The following is a 17,356-nucleotide window of genomic DNA, read 5'->3' on the forward strand; positions in this document are numbered from 1 at the left end:
ATCGGGATGCACCGCCAGACCATGTGCATGAACAATATGATCTATTTTGCTTACCGGGGCTTGTTTATGAATTTATGGCCTAAACGGAGTATCCGTGGAAAGCGTCGGGGACGAGGTGTGCCAGCCGTCATCCGGGCCTGCGACATATTCAAAGGGAGAAATGAATTGCCGGTATTGGTCTCATTCGATCTGCTGAAGCGAAGAAGCCTGCCGCTGCTGATTTTCCTGTTGCTGACAACAGGCGGCTTGAATGCCGCGGCGGCTGCCGAAGCATGTGTGCAGGATGTCGACCACGTCCTGTCCATGTCACCTGCAAAAATCGCGGGCTCGGAACATATTTCCGGAGAACTTGCGTCAAAGCTCGACGACGCCGTGACCATGGCGCTGCATCAGTCTGCCGCGCCTGGCGTGATTGTGGGCGTACGCACACCTGAAGGGTCATGGATGAAGGGGTTTGGCATCTCTGACCCTGAGACTGGCGCACCGATGGAGGCGGGCATGAAGACCCGCATTGGCTCGGTCACCAAGACCTTCACGGGAACCGTTATCTTGAAACTCGCGGAAGGTGGCCAACTTTCGCTGGACGACACGATTGACACCTATGTCGCCGGTATTCCGAACGGCGACAAAATCACGTTGCGGCAATTGGCAAACATGACGAGCGGCGTTGCAAGCTACACCGCCTCGGTGCAATTTGTGGACTTGTACCTTCAAGACCCGAACACGCTTTTTTCACCAGAGGATCTGGTGGCGTATGGGGTCGAGAACTCTCCACTCTTCGAACCCGGATCTGAATACGACTACTCCAACACCAACACGATCCTGCTTGGAATCGTGATCGAGAAGGTCACCGGGCGACCGGTCGAGACAGCCCTGAAGACAATGATCTTCGAGCCGCTCGATCTAAAAAACACGAGCTGGCCAGGCCAGCAGACCGCGATCCCCGCGCCTTATGCCCAGGGGATCACGCTACAAGGATACGCAGCGACACCCGAAGCCCCGCTGAACGCGACAAACTGGAACCCGGATTCGCTGTGGAGTGCTGGCGAGATCATTTCCGATGTCGAGGATCTGCTGACCTATGGCAGGGCTCTTGGAACCGGTCAGGGCCTTCTCGGCAAAAAATCGCAGGCAGACCGGCTCAGATCCTTTCAGGGGCCAGAACACTACGGCCTGGCGCTGCGTTGCACCGATGGGTGGGTCGGGCATACCGGCGAATTGCCGGGATACACCACGGTCATCTATTACAATACACAAACCGATACGACCGTGGCCATACAGACCAACAGCGACATCCCTTCAGGCGATTGCGGCGATGCGGAGGTTCTGGCCTCAAATACGCAAGGTATTTCGTGCTCCCTTCCGGCCATGCGCATTTTCAATGCCGTAGCGCCACTTCTTGGCGGCACGGTCCTGCCGTGAGTTGATCCCGAAGCCCATGACCCTCCGATGTAGGAGGCCAGTTCTTCCGGGGCCCGTTCGGAAATGCCTCTTTCAGGTGGTTCGGGAACGCCGAAACGCGCCACTCCGGCGCCGGTGCCAGGGATGGAACGCCGCCAGGGCGAGCACCGGTTCGATCTCGATTTTCATGAGGCCTCTCGGGGGCATCCGGTCCCAGGCTTGCGCGACGTAGGAACGGCTTGCCGACCAGCGTTCCATACGGATCGGGGTCGACCCTGATCACCAGATCATAGCCTTCCCCGGTTCGGAGCAACTTTTCCTCGATGAGTGAGAGCCAATTTCATCCGGCAGGATACCGTCTTGTCCTGCTGGCGATACCCTTCTCGATCTGCGCCGAAACAAGCACACGGATCTTTCACAGCATTTTCGAGTATTGCACGGTTCCGTGGTGGCAACCTTCGAGGTGACCCTTACTACTACCTGTGGGTGTTTTACTTTGCTTTGGGATAATAATAGCATGGCCGTCTGAGCGAGATTCGGCCCACCGTGTTTATACGTCAATCCAGCCTATGTTGAATGAGCCAATCGATTTCGAGCGGATTTACGCGCTCTGGGATGAGCTGGCCGAGTTTGAGGCCTCTCGCATGCCGGACGCGCGCATGCACCTTCTCTTGGCCGTTTGTAAAATGATCGATGCGCGCCAGGCCGACTGGATCGGCGCCGTGAGGCTTGTCGATAACATGCACAGTGACCCTCTTTTCGGCTGGCGGCCGCGCAGCATATCTGCGCTTTATCCCGATGACGAAACAGCCAGAATCATTCAGGAAGCGTTCGCTCTGATGGATCAGGGGACGCCTGACATCACGACCGTTCGCAATGCCGAGCTGGCCGGGGAATTCCGGGTTTTTATGCTCCATGAGCTGGCGCCGCCAGAATGGTTCGAGGGCGATGCCTACAAGATCTATTATCACGGAATTGACCGACTGGATTCGATCTGGGTAGGGATTCCCATCAATGCTGATGCAGAAATCCAGATTGGCTTTCACCGCGCGCTCTCGCAATCGCCGTTTTCCGAGCGCGATCGTCAAGTCGTCCGCCATGCGTTGCGTGGAATACGCTGGTTTTATCGCCTGCAAATGCTGTCGGAGGGGATCGGGGTGGCATCCGAACCGCTGACGCCGACGGAAGCCCACGTGCTGCTGGGGCTTTTGCAGGGGCTGTCTGAACGCAGAATTGCCGAAAATTACGGCCAAAGCCCCCATACGACCCATGATCATGTCAAGCGAATTTACCGCAAATACGGCGTTTCAAGTCGTTCGGCGCTGATGGCGCTTTGGTTGGGGCAGCAGCCCCCCTGAATAGGGGATTTCAAACGTATATAGTCTAAGCAATAAGCGTTTGCGGAACTGAGCTTTGCTAAGGTTGCAGCGCCCTGCTGCCAGGGCGCTGAATTGAAGCAAAGTTCCGGAATGGCTGATCGATAGGAGGAAACCATGCGCCAAAAGACCTTGCCTGAGAAGTCCAGCTTCTGGCGGGCATCAATTTCGGCGTTGTTGGCCTTCGACCGACCAGAAAACAAGGATGTAAGCCCGGCCGAAGCGCCGCGCCCCAGCGGTCCACCTGCGCGCCCGGATACCTCCTGGTGGGGATTTCTCGAGTTTGGTCTGTTTGCCGCCGGAGCCCTTCTGGCGACCACAGTCGGCTCTCAAGCATCGGCGCAGACCGTCGAGAGGATCGAGCAGACGGTTGCGGGGCAGACCACTATTCTTGAGCGGTTTACACCACGCCCGCAGCCCGGGACCCTCGACATAACGGTTGAGGATCAGCGTCAGCGTATTCCCGAAGAGGCGGCAGCCGCGATACGCTTCAAACTTGGCTCGGTGACAGTTGAGGGCGCGCGCACGCTTGAAGACGACGCATTTTCCGGCATATGGCAGAGCCGGATCGGAGAAACCATCAGTCTTGCCGATCTTTATCAGATCGCTGCGGCTGTCGATGCTGCCTATCTGCGTGCTGGCTATCTGGCGATGACGATTGTGCCGGTGCAGGATTTTTCATCCGGAAAAATCACCTTGCATGTCTATGAAGGCTATGTCGAGACGGTGGAGATTACCAGTTCGCTTCCGGGTATCCGCGAGCGGCTTTCGCCCTATATAGACCGGATCACCGCCATGCGACCTATCCGCATTAAGGAGGCCGAGCGCATCCTGCTGTTGATGAGTGATCTCGGTGGTTTTGATGTTGAAGGGGTTCTTGTGCGCCCGGAGACACCGAAGGGCGGCGGAACATTGCGGCTCAATATCGGCTTTGATCGTCAATCGGCGTCAGTGGGTCTTGATAATCTGGGTTCCGATACGGCCGGGCCACTTGAACTCTCTGGCAATGTGACCGTCAACGACATGTTTGGCCTGTTCGATACGGCCAGCCTTGTGGCCGTCACGGTTCCAAATGCGCCGCAGGAACTGGTCTTCCTGCAGGCTTCGCAAGACATTCCGATCGGCTTTAACGGGTTGTCCGCCGGATACGACCTTTCCTGGATAACCATGAAGCCGGGCGGCGACCTGAAATCTGACGACGTTTATATCGAGATCCGTGATCGGAACCGGTCGGCTCAACTACCCGTTCATCCGGACGATTGACCAGAGTCTCTATGGAGGGGTTGAGGTCAATTTACGCAATGATCGCGTCGACGTCATGGGAACGCGTGCGTCCCGTGAACAGACACGTTGGGCTGCACTTTCACTGGCCTATGATCGTCAAAGCGGGCTGACGGCATTTTCCACCGGTGCGGAACTCGGACAGGGGCTCGGGCAAGAGACTGTACTGCCGGACGTGCCTGAGGACTATCGCTATGCACGAGTGAACTTTGATGTTTCGCATGAGCTGGCTGTCGACACGGCCATTCGTCTGCGCAGTGCCGGACAGTATTCCGCCACACCGTTGCCAGCCGCCGCTCAGTTTTCGCTGGGCGGTGATCCCTATGGCTGGGCGTTTGACGGCGGCACTCTTTCCGGCGCCAGCGGAGCCGCTGCGGCGCTTGAAATCAGCCACGATTTTGAAACCGGCTGGTCAGCGCTTCCAGGGCTGACATGGACGACTTTTGCTGATTATGGCGCGGTCTGGAACGAACAGGCAGGCGCTGATTTTACGCGCGATGCGCTGGGGTCCGTCGGTATTGGCGTTAGCGGCATGTTCGCCGAGAAAATGAACTTTCAGATTATTGCAGCCGTCCCTTGGTACAGCCCTGACAGTGGCGAGGATGAAGGCCTCAGAGTGTTCTTCAGGCTCGGACTACAGCTTTAGCGCCGCCATCCCACACAGCAGGCCTTCCGATGCTGGCCGCGCTTGATGTCATCGTCGAGACATAAAGGCCCACAGCGGCGTGCCGGGCATTGCAGTCACCGTTGTCCATGGTGGCGAAAACCTTTTTGCCAAAGGGGTTTGGCACACGTGGTAACGATGGTGATCAGCCCGTTCTGCCTGATACAGTGTTTCAACTGGCCTCGCTGTCTAAATCAGCCGGCATAACGGCTGTTGCCAAGCCGGTCAGTCGAAACGCGGTCTCGTGGGACAGCCGGATGCAGTGAAATAAAGTCCTACAATAACGACATCATGAGTTGCAGTGCTAGTGAGTTCGAACGGAATGGCGGCCCGGTTGCAACGGGCTTTTCCGGTCTGATTTGGGCGGCTTTGTCTGTGACCTCCGAGCTTTGCTGTTCCGCTTCGTAATCTGCCGAAGCATGCGTCTTTACCTGTTCCTCAATATTTCCGGGTAGAGCTAAGGAACGGATTCTTGCCGTACTGAGGGCCGATACCGGTATCGGGCTTTAAGATGTCGGGCTCTTCAATGAAAGCTAGAGCTGGTCTAGGGTTGTGATTGAACATGTCGGGATTTGGATCAACATAATGCGAGTGACACGACGTGCATTTTGTTTCGGAGCCGGTGCGGCTTTGCTTTCGGCCTGCTCGAGTAATCTGGGTGGCGGTTTTTCCGCTGCTTCCGATCCGGCTTTGCGGAGCGTGCCGAACTCCGGTTGGGATTCATGGGTGGCCGGTTTCAAGGGGCGCGCAAGGGCCAAAGGCATTTCTGACGCCACGCTGGCGGCGGCTTTTTCCCGCGCAGGGTATACGCCGGAAGTGATTGCGAAGGACCGCAATCAAACTGAGTTCAGCCGGACGCTTGAAGACTATCTGGCTATTGCCGCTTCCGATGAACGGGTTGCCAAGGGGCGCGCCAACTATGCCCGGTACCGCGGCCTCCTGGAGCAGATTGAGGCGACCTACGGTGTCGACGGAAATGTCGTGGTCGCGATATGGGGTCTTGAGAGCATGTATGGTGAGCGGCGCGGCAACGTGCCCGCCGTTTCTGCGTTGACAACGCTTGCCTATGACGGGCGCCGTGGCGCCTTTTTCGAAAGTCAGCTTCTGGCTGCGCTCCGGATACTCCAGAACGGCGACATCAGCGCGGAGCAGATGACCGGCAGTTGGGCCGGTGCGATGGGCCATACACAGTTCATCCCGACATCCTACCTGGCCTATGCGGTGGACTTCAACGGTGACGGGCGGCGCGATATCTGGAGTGATGATCCGACCGATTCCCTGGCCAGCACCGCGGCTTATCTGGCGCGCTCCGGCTGGCGGAAAGGGCAATCATGGGGAGGGGAGGAAGGTTCGCCGGGCGCGGTCGCTGGCGTAACACGGATCCAGCCGCAGGCTGGTGGTCCGGTTTTTGTAGTCGGGCCGAACTTCAATGCTATCAAGCGATACAACAATGCCAACAGCTATGCGCTCGGGGTCGGCTATCTGGCCGACCGGATTGCCGGGGCCGGGCCGATTTCCGGTCGTTTTCCGCCAGACCGATATGGCTTTACAGCTGATCAACGCAAGCAACTGCAAAAGCTGCTAACGGCGGCAGGCTACGACGCAGGTGCTGCAGACGGCGTCTTTGGTGACGAGACACGCGCGGCGATCATCGCCTATCAGCAGCAAAATGCGCTCAACGTCACAGGGGAACCGTCTGTGGCCTTGCTGACGAGGCTCGGCCAGTAGCCGATATCAACGCAACAGTGTCCGCCGCGGCCCATTCCGGTTTCGAGTTCCAGCGATGCGCCTGCCAAGCGGCCGATGCAGTCTCTCCGGCAGCGATTCGAACGTGAGGTCCTTTTTGCTTTCCAATGGAAAACGATTTTTAGTTGCATTTTTTGGATGTACATGTAATTGATCAGCAGTTGAGCTTTTTCAATATTCACGCAAAAAGTTTATTCTGATCAAAGGGAAAGCGATATGCTCCACTCATCTGAATGTAGCGCCGGCCAGAATCCGGCCAAGCGTTCGGGCTCCATTGCCCGAAGGCTCGCCGGTCCATTGATGGCGGCGGTTGCCCTTACCGTGGCATTGCCGTTTGCTGCTCAGGCCGCTGATGACACAGCTACCAACCCGCGCGGTTCGACGACGGGCCCGACGTCGGCCAAGGGGTACGACTATCCGGGTTTTTCCCTGCATATGAAGGACGTGAAGCCGGCAGCCAACATGTATCCGGCCTTGCAGCGCCCGGATCAGGACAAGGCCGCCGCGGCCAAGCTTGCAGCCCTGGAGGCCAGGTCTGGCAAGAAGCCGAATGTACTGGTCTTTCTTTTGGATGATGTTGGCTGGTGGGATCCGGGCTTTAATGGTGGCGGTGTCGCGATCGGCAATGCGACGCCGAACATGGACGATCTGGCGCAAGAAGGTCTTCTGCTGACGTCGGCCTATTCCACGCCGTCCTGCTCGCCGAGCCGGGCAACCATCCATACGGGGCAGAACCCGCTTCACCATGGCATTCTTCGTCCGCCGATGTATGGCGAGCCGGGGGGCCTTGACGGCGCTTTGACCTTGCCGAAGCTGTTGCAGGAAAAGGGCTATGTAACCCAGGGTGTCGGTAAGTGGCATATGGGCGAGAACAAGGGGTCGCTGCCGCAGAATGTCGGGTATGACGATTATGTCGGTTTCCTCGGTGTTTCGGATATGTACACCGAATGGCGTGACATTTACTTCAACCCGGAAATAGCGCTCTCGCCAGCTCGCTTCGAGATGATGGAGAAGGATGCATTCAGCCATACGGAAGTGCATTGCTCGTCCGCCGACACGGAAAAATGCGAGGCCGGAAAAGTCATTGATCTCGACTATATCAAGGATCTCGATCAGCACTGGAAAGATGTGAGCGTCGATTTCCTCGAAAAGCAGAAAGACAGCGACAAGCCCTTCTTCCTGTATCACGCCACGCGCGGCTGCCATTTCGACAACTATCCGAGTGACGACTATGCTGGCAAGTCGGCTGCCCATACCGTCTACAGTGATTGCCTGGTCGAAATGGATGATATTTTCGGCGCTTTGGTCGACAAGCTGGAAGAGACCGGCGAGCTTGAGAACACGTTGATCCTGCTGACCTCCGATAATGGCCCCGAATGCGAAATTCCGCCGCATGGCCGCACCCCGTTCCGCGGTTGCAAGGGCACGAACTGGGAAGGTGGCGTGCGCGTACCCACCTTTGCCTATTGGAAGGGCATGATCCCGCCGCGGCGTTCGGACGGACTGTTCGACTTTGCCGATATTCTGCCTACTGTCATGTCGATGACCGGCGTAAAGGGCGCAGACATTGGCAAGCTTTTCGAAGACACGACCTATATCGACGGCGTTGATCAGGCTTCTTTCCTGCTGGCGGATGACGGCGAATCCAACCGGCGCAGCCGTCCCTATACGATCAACCAGTATTTCGGGGCGATGCGTATCGACGAGTTCAAATACATGTTTACCGGTGAGATCGAAAACTCGATTGTCCAGAAGGGCGATTGGGGTGGTTTCTCGGGAAGCCTGTTCCACGATACCGGCGGTGCCATTCTGTTCAACCTGTATGAAAGCCCGCGGGAAGACGTCAATATTGGTATTCGTCACATTCCTGCGACCGTGCCGGTGATCGGGGCGACCGGTGACTATATGGCGGAACTGATGAAATATCCGCCGCAGTTCAAGATCGGTTTCGTCGGCAATAATCCCGCGCTCTACAATCTGGCTCCCCAGATCCGCGAGGGTGTTGGCAAGATGCTCGAGGAGAACGGCGTCGGACGACCGAACTGATCTGTTTGTATATGAAATGAGGTGTGGCCGGGACACTTGCGCTCCGGCCACATCTTTATCCGGCAATGACGAACAAGTTTGAGCTTGGACAGCGCTCGAACGGGCCACCAAGCGTTCAACCGTGTTGGAATGAAGGCCGTCCTGCCGGCGAAGCGGCGGCCGCATCCGTTCCCGGACCGCGGTCGTCTATCAAAAACATCTCCAGCCATGCCCCGCATTGTTGTCGGCACCACCTTTTGCGCAGGCCGTGAGCCGGATCATCTAGACGACATCGGAGGAGCGCAGCCGGCATTTTTCGGCGGTCTCCGACGTTTCGATCTGCAGCGTTGTGTGGCCGATCTCAAAGGTGTGGTGCAGCTCGTCGGGTAGGGTGGAAAGCAGGTTACGATTGTGGCTTTCGGCACAGACGATATGGGCGGTCAGCGCCGTCTCCGTGGTGCTCAAGGCCCAGATATGGAGATCGTGCACCTCCTCTACACCGTCAGTGTTTTCCATGTGACGGCGAACTTGCTCGATATCGATACCGGCCGGAACTGCGTCCATTGCGAGCCGCACTGAGTCGCGCAACAGGCTCCACGTTCCCACCAGAATGACGGCCCCGATGACGAGGCTGACAGCCGGGTCGATCCAGTCCCAGCCGGTCCAGCCAATCACAAGCGCGGCTATGATGACGCCGACAGTGACGGCGGCATCGGCGGCCATATGGAGGTAGGCCCCGCGAATATTGATATCGGATTTCCGCCCGGAGGCAAACAGCCAGGCGGTGAAGCCGTTAACCAGCACCCCGGCAAGCGCCACCCAGATGACGATGCCGGTTTCGATCGGCTCCGGGGTGCGGAAGCGGCCGATTGCCTCCCAGCTAATAGCGCCGACGGCCACGATCAGGATGATGGCATTGGCAAGCGACGCCAGGATCGGTGCGCGTTTGAAACCATAGGTGCGGATGCCGCCGGGCGGCTTTGCTGCCAGCCAGATTGCACCCCAGGCAAGAACGAGGCCCAACACATCGGAAAGATTGTGACCGGCATCGGCAAGAAGCGCCAGAGATCCGGTGATAACCCCGAAGATTGCCTCCAGCACCACATAGATAATATTGAGGCTGATGCCGATGGCAAAGGCGCGGCCAAAACTCTTCGGCGCATGAGAATGTCCATGACCGCCGTGCCCGTGCCCGCCGTGCCCGTGAGCGCCATGCCCATGACCGCCGGGGCTGTGCCCGTGATGATGCTCCAACATTGCTTGCCTCCATCGTTAAGATGAAACCAGTGTAGAAGCTATAGCGGGGTGAGGTTCAAGAGGGCCGGGCAGCGAAAAGAGCGCCGGACCGTTCGAAATCCCTACTTCTTCGTCTTGCCCACGCCCCAGAGTGCGATGGCAGCAATAATGACGCTGACGACCACGTTCCAGCCGGCAAAGGACAGGCCCAGTACACGCAGTGCAGCCTCGTCGCATTTTGGCCCTGTTACCCGGTTGAGGTCTGCCAGAAGTGAGCTGGCATTCGTCGTCATGCCGGAAAGCGAGCCAGAGCAATCTGCCGGTCCGGCCCACCAGTGCCATTCGACACCGGAATGGTAGACGCCCATGATCATGCCCCAGATCATCAGGCCGGCGATGACGAGAAGGGCGAGCTTGCCGACGAGGCGCGGCAGAAAGCCGAAGCGCCAGGCCAGAAGCCCGACAATGCCGACAGGGACTCCGATATAATAAGGCTTACGCTCCAGAAGGCACAGATGGCAGGGGATGTAGCCGCCGATATACTCGAAGCCGAGAGCCGAGAGGACCGAAACGGCCATGCCAAGGGTCACCAGAACAAGACTGATGACAAGGCGGTTATCTGTGATGAAGCGCGGGAGCATGGGGCACCTAGAAGACATATTTGACGAGATAGAATCCGCCGAAGAGAAGAACGACGAAAACGGTGAAGAGGATACCGAGATATTTCTCGATGAAATCGCGGATCGGCACGCCGTAGCGGTTAAGCAGGAAGGCGATCAGAAAAAAGCGGAACGAGCGGCCGATCACGCTGACCAGCAGGAAGATGCCAAAGTTCAGTCCGGTGGCGCCGGAGAAAATCGTCAGCACCTTGTAGGGAAAGGGGGTGATCGCGGCAAGCAGCACGCCCCAACCGCCCCAGGTGTTGTACCATTCGGCGATTTGGTCGAAAGAGTGTTCCTTGCCGTAAAAGGCGAGGATCGGTTGGCCGATGGCCTCAAACAGGAACATGCCGATCAGATAGCCGCCGATCGCGCCGAGAAGTGAGGCGATCGTGCAGATAAAGGCAATACGGACCCATTTGAGCGGCTTGGCGATGACCATCGGGATCATCAGCACGTCCGGCGGGATAGGAAAGAAGGAGCTTTCGGCAAAAGACACAGCGAACAGCGCGCGTTCTGCGTGGCGCGTCGCGGCAAGGGAGAGGGTCCAGTTGTAAAGGCGGCGCAACATCAGGGTCATCCAGAAGTGATTGGCGAAAAGGATTTAGAATATTGCCGGAGGATGGTAAATCCTGCGCCCCTTGTCCATTCATCACTACGCCGTGAGCGTGATTTTTAGCATGATCGGGATCAAAATCCCGGTTGACGCACCGGCCGATCTTCGTATAGTTCGCCCGATCCGGCCTTCAGCTAGGCGGGTGGCCCCTTTGGCGGAACTGGTAGACGCGCCTGACTCAAAATCAGGTTCCGAAAGGAGTGCTGGTTCGATTCCGGCAAGGGGCACCATAACTTCACTTGATTCCTCAATTATTTCAATGGTAACAGGCTTTTAGGAACTGTCCCGGTACGCTTTAAGGTACGTCGGGAGTACGTTTTGAGGCTTGTTTTGAAGTATGTTCGGAAAACCAACGCGGGAACTTGGCAGTATCGCCGGATTGTTCCTAAAGACATTAGGCAGTCCCTAGGCTCAGGACCTATTAAATCACTTGCGACGTTCTCTTCGTTTTGATTCATTGGACTCGAATGGAGAACCGCAATGAGTGATTTTCCGCTGCTGTCGCAGGCGCAGATGCGCCGGATTGAACCTTATTTCCCGCTGTCCCACGGTGTGCCTCGTGTTGATGATCGGCTGATCGTGAGCGGCATTGTCTTTGTCTTGCGCAATGGTTTGCGATGGCGCGATGCGCCGAAGGAATATGGACCGCACAAGACGATCTATAATCGCTTCATCCGCTGGAGCAGGCTTGGTGTGTTCAACAGGATTTTCGCTGAATTGGCGGCCGAATGCGGTGAGCCGGAACAGTTGATGATCGACGCCACGCATTTGAAAGCACATCGCACCGCAGCCAGTCTGCTAAAAAAGGGGATGTTCCCAGACGTATCGGGCGCACCAAAGGCGGCCTGAACTCCAAGCTGCATGCGGTTTGCGATGGCCATGGCCGACCACTGATCATGCTGTTGAGCGAAGGGCAGACGAGCGACTACAAAGGTGCTGCCCGAATGATAGAATCCTTTCCCAAAGCAAAGACGTTACTGGCCGACAAAGGCTACGATGCCGACTGGTTTCGAGAGGCCTTGGCGGAGCGCAAAATCAAGGCCTGCATTCCATCGAGGGCGAACAGAAAGGTCCCAATAGCGCATGACCGCAAGCTCTACCAAAAGCGTCATAAAATCGAGAACATGTTTGGCAGGCTCAAGGACTGGCGCCGAATTCACACCCGATACGACCGTTGTGCACACACTTTCTTCTCAAGCATATGCATCGCTGCTGCTGTTATCTTCTGGCTATGATTTTAACGAGTCCTGAGCCTAGGTCAGCGTGAATATCGTAGGGTGTTGGGTGAGACTGAAGCTGAGGCTGCCCGCAAATACTCTCAGGCACATGATGGTTTTGAACGCTTGGTAAAGCATGCGCGGCAAGCCTTGGCTGTTTCCTTGCAACCTAAGAGCCCGATTTAAAAGTTGTTGAGTGATATCAGAAGGATGTGATTCAACCACCTCTGCCAAGAACGTGGAGGATTGCATGCCCTGGACTGATATCACCCGCCTGCAGCATAACCGCGATCGCCTTCGCTATCCAACCGATTTGACGGATCGTGAGTGGGCTGTAATTGCTCCACTGATACCGCTGGCCAAGCCCGGTGGGCGGCCACGGAAAACGAATATGAGGGAAGTGGTGAACGCGATCCTTTATATTGCGGGCAGCGGCAGTCAATGGCGGGCTCTGCCGAAGGACTTCCCTCCGGTCTCCACGGTGCGAGGCTATTTCTATGGCTGGCGCGACATCGGCCTTTGGCAGACCATCAATCATCTGCTCGTCTGCGCTACGCGCGAACTGGAGGGGCGCGAGGCCTCGCCCACAGCCGGTGTCATCGACAGCCAGAGTGTCAAGACCACCGAAAGCGGCGGGGTTTCGGGCTACGACGCCGGCAAGAAGATCAAGGGCCGCAAGCGCCACATCATCACCGATACGATCGGGCTGATGCTGTTCGTGCTTGTCCATGCTGCCGATATCCAGGACCGCGACGGTGCGCCCGATGTCCTGAAAGCCATCCGCTACCGTTTCCCCTGGTTGCGCCATGTCTTCGCAGATGGCGGCTATGCCGGGCAGAAGTTGCGAAAAGCGCTGCGCGGATGCGGCCAATGGAACCTTGAAATCATCAAGCGCTCCGACATAGCGAAAGGCTTTGAGGTTCTGCCCCGCCGATGGGTGGTGGAGCGCACCTTCGGCTGGTTCGGACGATGCCGTCTGTTGGCCAAAGATTGGGAAAAGTCCATCGCAAGCGCCACAGCATGGGTCAACATCGCCAGCATCAGGGTGATGACCAGACGCCTCGCACGATATTGTTTCCCATCATGAACTTTTGAATCCGGCTCTGAATATTCGGCAGGCTCTTGTGGTACACTTCTGGGCGCTATAAGATACACATTAAATTTAGTAAGTGACTGGGGTCTTCCGTATAAGGCAATGTTATTTATATGAAATATTCGGTTCGATGATGGCTGTTTTTTAGCCGGATCAACCGGCAAGGGGCACCAATTTTCTTACTATTGTTTTTTAGTAACACCCTGATTTTTAATCAAAAATTATCAGTTTCGCTATGGGGCTATTGCTTTAGCGACCGTTTATGTGCCGCAAATTGGGTAACGAGCGCTATGCGAACGACTGTTCCGTCTCAACGCCTTTGAGACAGAAGTCCGGGCAGCAGAAGTCGAGCGCAGACAAGGCGATCAAGGATATCCGCCGTGCCACACGTAAATCCTATTCGGCTGAAGAAAAGATCCGTATCGTGCTGGAAGGCCTGCGTGGCGAAGACAGTATCGCCGCGCTCTGCCACCGCGAGGGTATCGCCGAAAGCATGTACTACACCTGGTCGAAGGAGTTTCTGGAGGCCGGCAAGCGGCGCCTGGCCGGTGATACGGCACGGGCCGCGACCACGGATGAGGTGCAGACGTTGCGCCGTGAAGCGCGCGATCTGAAAGAGGTCGTGGCCGAGCAGACACTGGAGCTGCGCCTGCTCAAAAAAGCATGATAGCGGATGGGGGCGTTTGAACTGTTTGAGCGAAAGCGACGATGATCAGGCCATGTCCTTGCCGGTAACTTTTACTGTTGGGTCAAATCGGTTGCGCTTGGGCCGCATCAGCGGCTCTGGGCTGACGGGATGGGTATGCAGCATGTCGGAGCCGGCCATAATGCCCTCGACGGCCTGTATCTCCAGTCGTTTGGCATCGCGCTTGCGAATATCATCGGTGATTGCGCTGGCCTCTTCCTCACTGGTGCCCAGCGCAATCAGTGTTTCCTTTCCGAACATAAGGCCGGATTCCAGCGTCTCGCGCAGCTCGTATTCCACCCCACGCTGGCGCAGCGCCAGCGTATGGCCCCGGTCATAGGATCGGGCGTAGATGTGCGCGCGGGGGAAATGTTCCTGCACGACATCGATCACGCGATCGGTGATCTCGCGTTTCTGGGTACAGACCGCAACGACCTTGGCCTTCTCGATACCGGCGGCAACCAGCACTTCCTTGCGGGTGCCGTCACCGAAATAGATATGAAAACCAAAGGCCGAGGCCTGACGGATACGCTCGGCCGAATAGTCGATGATGGTGACATCGCGGCCGCTTGCGAGCAGGATCTGCGCCGCAATCTGGCCGAAGCGCGAAAACCCGACCATCAGCACATCGGCATCGGCGCCGTCAAAATCTTCTTCAAGCTCTTCATGCCCTTCATGCCGGGTCGTCAGTCGCTCTGCGATGCGAACGGTGATTGGGGTCGTGACCATGGAGAGTGTGACCACCGCAATCAGGACCGAGGCCGTGGCATTGGAAAATACGCCTGCCGCCGCTGCCGTGGAAAACATCACGAAACCGAATTCACCGCCCTGTGGCAAAAGGGCGGCAATCCGCAATGCATCATCATGAGGCGAGCCGGATATGCGGCAAACACCGTAGATCACCGCAGCCTTGACGGCGATGAGCACCGGCACGGCGATGATGATGAGCAGGAGGTTTTCGTAGACCACCTTGAGCTCAAGTGACAGACCGACAGCGATAAAGAAGATTGAGAGGAAGACGCCTCGAAATGGCTCGATATCGGCTTCCAGTTCGTGGCGATAGGAGGATTCCGCCAGCATCACACCTGCCAGAAATGCGCCCATCGCCATGGACAGGCCGACCATCTGCATGGCCATCGCCGAGCCTATGACGAGGAAGAGTGCGGCCACGATCATGACTTCACGCGCACCCGTCGCGGCGATGATCTGGAACACCGGCGTCAGGACGTAGCGCCCGGCGGCGATCATCAGCGCGATGACCAGCAGTGCAAGTGCGGCACTCGTCATCATGTCGCCGGCGCTCGCTTCCTCGGCTCCCCCTCCGAGAATGCTCACAAGGGCGAGAAGCGGGACGATTGCGATATCCTGAAACAGCAGCATCGAAAATGATCGTTGGCCGTAGCGGGTGTTGACGTCGCCGCTGTCGTCAAGGATCTGCATGGCAAAGGCTGTGGATGACAGGGCAAGGCCGAAGCCGGCGATCACTGCCGCGCTCCAGTTGCCTGCGCCGCCGAGATAGGCAAGTGGCACTAGGATGGCGCCGGTGACCACCACCTGGGCCAGGCCCAAGCCAAAAATATCCTTGCGCATGGTCCACAAACGGGCGGGTTTCAATTCCAGTCCAATCATGAACAACAGGAACACGATACCAAGTTCGGCGACGTGGAGAACCTCCTCGCCATTGGTGATGCGCTGCAGAACCGGGCCGATGATGACGCCGCCAGCCAAGTAGCCAAGAACCGTGCCGAGCCCCAATCGCTTGAAGATCGGCGCGGCTATGGTCGCTGCGCCAAGCATCCAGACGGTTTCGGCGAACAGGCTCTGCGAAGTTGCCATATGGTGGCCCCTTAATGAGAAGAAAACGGATGGCCCGGGTGAACGGTACTTGATGAGATGCAAAGTGAACAATAAATGGTAGTCCAAGGAAAGGCCAATGCCCATGTCAGCGAATAAAGATTCCGATCGATTGATCGAAAGCGCGGCTCGCATCATCGAGGTTGCGAAGCGCAAGGGCGCCGATGCAGCCGACGTGGTTGTCTCCGAAGGCGTCTCTAACAGTGTTTCGGTGCGCGATGGCGCGCGCGAAAGTGCCCAGGCTTCCGAGAACCGGGGCTTCTCTCTGCGTGTTTTTTCCGGCGCCAAGGTGGCAAGCGTTTCAACCAATACCGATGATGATGTGGAAAGCCTTGTGGATCGCGCGCTTGCGATGGCACGCGTATCGCCCGAGGATCCGTTTGCGAGCCTAGCCCACAGGGACCGGCTGTCTCGCAATGTGCCCGACCTCGATCTCTACGACGAGACTGAGATTTCCACCGAGATCCTTGCCAGGCGTGCGATGGCCGCCGAGCAGTCCGCGCTGTCGGTGGCTGGTGTGACGAAAAGCTCTGGTGCCGGTGCCTCGCGCGGCGAAATCGGCTTTGCGCTCGTGACATCTGACGGGTTCGCAGGCGGCTATCGCCGTTCTTACTCGTCGATCTCGGTTTCGGTCGTGGCGGGTGAGGGCAGCAGCATGCAGCGCGACCATGATTCCGACGCGCGATCGCATGACAGCGATTTGCGTGGGCCGGAAGAGATTGGTCGCGAAGCCGGTGAGCGTGCGGTAGCGCGGCTTTCTCCGCGCCAGCTGGAAACCCGCAGGGGCGCTTCTGTTCTTTTCGAGGCAAGGCAGGCGCGAAGCCTGGTCGGTCATCTCGCCGGCGCAATTTCCGGCTCGGCGGTGGCCCGCAAGACCAGTTTCCTGCGCGATCAGCTCGGAAAACAGGTGCTCAAGGCCGGTATAGACCTTGTCGACGAGCCGGCTATTCTGCGTGGAGCAGGCTCCCAACCTTTCGATGGAGAGGGTGTCGAAAGCCACAGGCTGAGCATGATCGAAGACGGTGTGCTGCAACAGTGGTTCCTGTCGACCGCGCTTGGTCGCGAGCTTGGCTTCGACACCAACGGGCGCGGCCGCCGTTCAGGCAATTCGCTTTCGGCATCGCCGACCAATCTAAGCCTTGAGCCGGGCGACAAGTCGCCTGAGGAACTGATCAGGGAGATGGGAAACGGCCTTTACGTGACTGAGCTCATCGGCCACGGCGTAAATATGGTGACGGGTGAATACTCCCGCGGGGCGAGCGGCTTCTGGATCGAAAACGGCGAGATCGCCTATCCGGTGGCGCAGGTGACGATTGCCGGAAACCTGAAGGACATGTTCATGGCGATGACGCCTGCGAGCGACCTGGACCGGCTCTACTCGATCGCCGCTCCGACTATTCTGGTCGAAGGTCTGACGCTTGCCGGGCGCTAGCCTCCCAATTTCGTGTGCGGGCCTGAACCGGGCCAAAACTATAATCGTGTGAATGCGGCCGGGCAGGCCGT

Annotated in this window: 14 protein-coding genes, 1 tRNA gene and 1 pseudogene; 12 read left to right on the plus strand and 4 right to left on the minus strand. The window is 57.5% G+C overall.

Annotated elements, in window-relative coordinates:
• Window positions 1-6: 6 nt before the first annotated feature.
• The 7 genes from AC0L7L_RS01420 to AC0L7L_RS01450 all read left to right on the plus strand — a co-directional run bounded on the left by AC0L7L_RS01420 (window position 7) and on the right by AC0L7L_RS01450 (window position 8,514).
• A complete protein-coding gene (locus tag AC0L7L_RS01420; protein WP_473511383.1) occupies window positions 7-1,422 on the plus strand; it encodes a serine hydrolase domain-containing protein in 1,416 nt (471 codons plus the stop codon).
• A 623-nt stretch (window positions 1,423-2,045) separates the two neighbouring features.
• Window positions 2,046-2,759 (plus strand): helix-turn-helix transcriptional regulator, encoded by a 714-nt coding sequence (locus AC0L7L_RS01425; protein WP_473511385.1) that lies wholly within the window; start codon window positions 2,046-2,048, stop codon window positions 2,757-2,759.
• 135 nt (window positions 2,760-2,894) lie between these two features.
• Window positions 2,895-4,040: a POTRA domain-containing protein gene (locus tag AC0L7L_RS01430; RefSeq protein ID WP_473511388.1), complete on the plus strand. Its 1,146-nt coding sequence runs from the start codon at window positions 2,895-2,897 to the stop codon at window positions 4,038-4,040.
• Window positions 3,994-4,704: a ShlB/FhaC/HecB family hemolysin secretion/activation protein gene (locus tag AC0L7L_RS01435; RefSeq protein ID WP_473511390.1), complete on the plus strand. Its 711-nt coding sequence runs from the start codon at window positions 3,994-3,996 to the stop codon at window positions 4,702-4,704. The genes AC0L7L_RS01430 and AC0L7L_RS01435 overlap by 47 nt, the downstream gene beginning before the upstream one ends.
• A 107-nt stretch (window positions 4,705-4,811) precedes the next feature.
• Entirely contained in the window at window positions 4,812-4,988 is a 177-nt protein-coding gene (locus AC0L7L_RS01440) for a serine hydrolase (RefSeq protein WP_473511392.1), read from the plus strand.
• A gap of 319 nt (window positions 4,989-5,307) precedes the next feature.
• Window positions 5,308-6,450: a lytic murein transglycosylase gene (locus tag AC0L7L_RS01445; RefSeq protein WP_473511394.1), complete on the plus strand. Its 1,143-nt coding sequence runs from the start codon at window positions 5,308-5,310 to the stop codon at window positions 6,448-6,450.
• A gap of 234 nt (window positions 6,451-6,684) precedes the next feature.
• Entirely contained in the window at window positions 6,685-8,514 is a 1,830-nt protein-coding gene (locus tag AC0L7L_RS01450; protein ID WP_473511396.1) for a sulfatase-like hydrolase/transferase, read from the plus strand.
• Between the two features lie 261 nt (window positions 8,515-8,775).
• On the opposite strand, the gene AC0L7L_RS01455 is transcribed toward AC0L7L_RS01450, so the two are convergent.
• From AC0L7L_RS01455 to AC0L7L_RS01465, 3 genes are all read right to left on the minus strand, one after another.
• A complete protein-coding gene (locus AC0L7L_RS01455) occupies window positions 8,776-9,750 on the minus strand; it encodes a cation diffusion facilitator family transporter (protein WP_272209876.1) in 975 nt (324 codons plus the stop codon).
• Between the two features lie 101 nt (window positions 9,751-9,851).
• The gene (locus tag AC0L7L_RS01460; RefSeq protein WP_272209877.1) at window positions 9,852-10,370 is read right to left on the minus strand and encodes a disulfide bond formation protein B; all 519 of its coding nucleotides are present in this window, start codon (window positions 10,368-10,370) and stop codon (window positions 9,852-9,854) included.
• 7 nt (window positions 10,371-10,377) lie between these two features.
• Window positions 10,378-10,959 carry a YqaA family protein gene (locus tag AC0L7L_RS01465; RefSeq protein ID WP_473511399.1) on the minus strand — a complete coding sequence of 194 codons (582 nt, stop codon included), beginning with the start codon at window positions 10,957-10,959 and terminating at the stop codon, window positions 10,378-10,380.
• A gap of 190 nt (window positions 10,960-11,149) precedes the next feature.
• Here AC0L7L_RS01465 and AC0L7L_RS01470 point away from each other — a divergent pair.
• The 4 genes and pseudogenes from AC0L7L_RS01470 to AC0L7L_RS01485 form a co-directional block, all read left to right on the plus strand.
• Window positions 11,150-11,234 (plus strand) — tRNA-Leu (locus AC0L7L_RS01470).
• A gap of 250 nt (window positions 11,235-11,484) precedes the next feature.
• Window positions 11,485-12,239, plus strand: a protein-coding gene (locus AC0L7L_RS01475) for an IS5 family transposase (protein ID WP_473511182.1) whose coding sequence is annotated in 2 segments (ribosomal slippage) — window positions 11,485-11,818 and window positions 11,818-12,239 — 756 coding nt in all. Because the reading frame shifts where the segments join, the coding sequence is not laid out codon by codon here.
• Window positions 12,240-12,471: 232 nt separating this feature from the next.
• Window positions 12,472-13,308, plus strand: a complete 837-nt coding sequence (locus AC0L7L_RS01480) for an IS5 family transposase (RefSeq protein ID WP_473511401.1) — start codon at window positions 12,472-12,474, stop codon at window positions 13,306-13,308.
• Between the two features lie 325 nt (window positions 13,309-13,633).
• Window positions 13,634-13,997 (plus strand): annotated as a pseudogene (locus AC0L7L_RS01485) (transposase); the annotation flags it as partial.
• 29 nt (window positions 13,998-14,026) lie between these two features.
• Here AC0L7L_RS01485 and AC0L7L_RS01490 read toward each other — a convergent pair.
• Window positions 14,027-15,835 carry a monovalent cation:proton antiporter-2 (CPA2) family protein gene (locus AC0L7L_RS01490; RefSeq protein WP_473511403.1) on the minus strand — a complete coding sequence of 603 codons (1,809 nt, stop codon included), beginning with the start codon at window positions 15,833-15,835 and terminating at the stop codon, window positions 14,027-14,029.
• Between the two features lie 103 nt (window positions 15,836-15,938).
• Between AC0L7L_RS01490 and AC0L7L_RS01495 the strand changes: the two genes are divergently transcribed.
• Window positions 15,939-17,285: a TldD/PmbA family protein gene (locus AC0L7L_RS01495; RefSeq protein ID WP_473511405.1), complete on the plus strand. Its 1,347-nt coding sequence runs from the start codon at window positions 15,939-15,941 to the stop codon at window positions 17,283-17,285.
• Window positions 17,286-17,356: the final 71 nt, after the last annotated feature.

The sequence above is a fragment of the Martelella sp. K41-7 genome, assembly GCF_055808365.1.

Excerpts from the sequence above, each read along its gene's own strand:
- AC0L7L_RS01430 (WP_473511388.1), top strand. The coding sequence starts at position 2,895 with ATGCGCCAAAAGACCTTGCCTGAGAAGTCCAGCTTCTGGCGGGCATCA.
- AC0L7L_RS01420 (WP_473511383.1), top strand. The coding sequence starts at position 7 with ATGCACCGCCAGACCATGTGCATGAACAATATGATCTATTTTGCTTAC.
- AC0L7L_RS01445 (WP_473511394.1), top strand. The coding sequence starts at position 5,308 with ATGCGAGTGACACGACGTGCATTTTGTTTCGGAGCCGGTGCGGCTTTG.
- AC0L7L_RS01440 (WP_473511392.1), top strand. The coding sequence starts at position 4,812 with ATGGTGGCGAAAACCTTTTTGCCAAAGGGGTTTGGCACACGTGGTAAC.
- AC0L7L_RS01490 (WP_473511403.1), bottom strand. The coding sequence starts at position 15,835 with ATGGCAACTTCGCAGAGCCTGTTCGCCGAAACCGTCTGGATGCTTGGC.
- AC0L7L_RS01455 (WP_272209876.1), bottom strand. The coding sequence starts at position 9,750 with ATGTTGGAGCATCATCACGGGCACAGCCCCGGCGGTCATGGGCATGGC.
- AC0L7L_RS01425 (WP_473511385.1), top strand. The coding sequence starts at position 2,046 with ATGCCGGACGCGCGCATGCACCTTCTCTTGGCCGTTTGTAAAATGATC.
- AC0L7L_RS01495 (WP_473511405.1), top strand. The coding sequence starts at position 15,939 with ATGTCAGCGAATAAAGATTCCGATCGATTGATCGAAAGCGCGGCTCGC.
- AC0L7L_RS01460 (WP_272209877.1), bottom strand. The coding sequence starts at position 10,370 with ATGCTCCCGCGCTTCATCACAGATAACCGCCTTGTCATCAGTCTTGTT.
- AC0L7L_RS01480 (WP_473511401.1), top strand. The coding sequence starts at position 12,472 with ATGCCCTGGACTGATATCACCCGCCTGCAGCATAACCGCGATCGCCTT.
- AC0L7L_RS01465 (WP_473511399.1), bottom strand. The coding sequence starts at position 10,959 with ATGTTGCGCCGCCTTTACAACTGGACCCTCTCCCTTGCCGCGACGCGC.
- AC0L7L_RS01450 (WP_473511396.1), top strand. The coding sequence starts at position 6,685 with ATGCTCCACTCATCTGAATGTAGCGCCGGCCAGAATCCGGCCAAGCGT.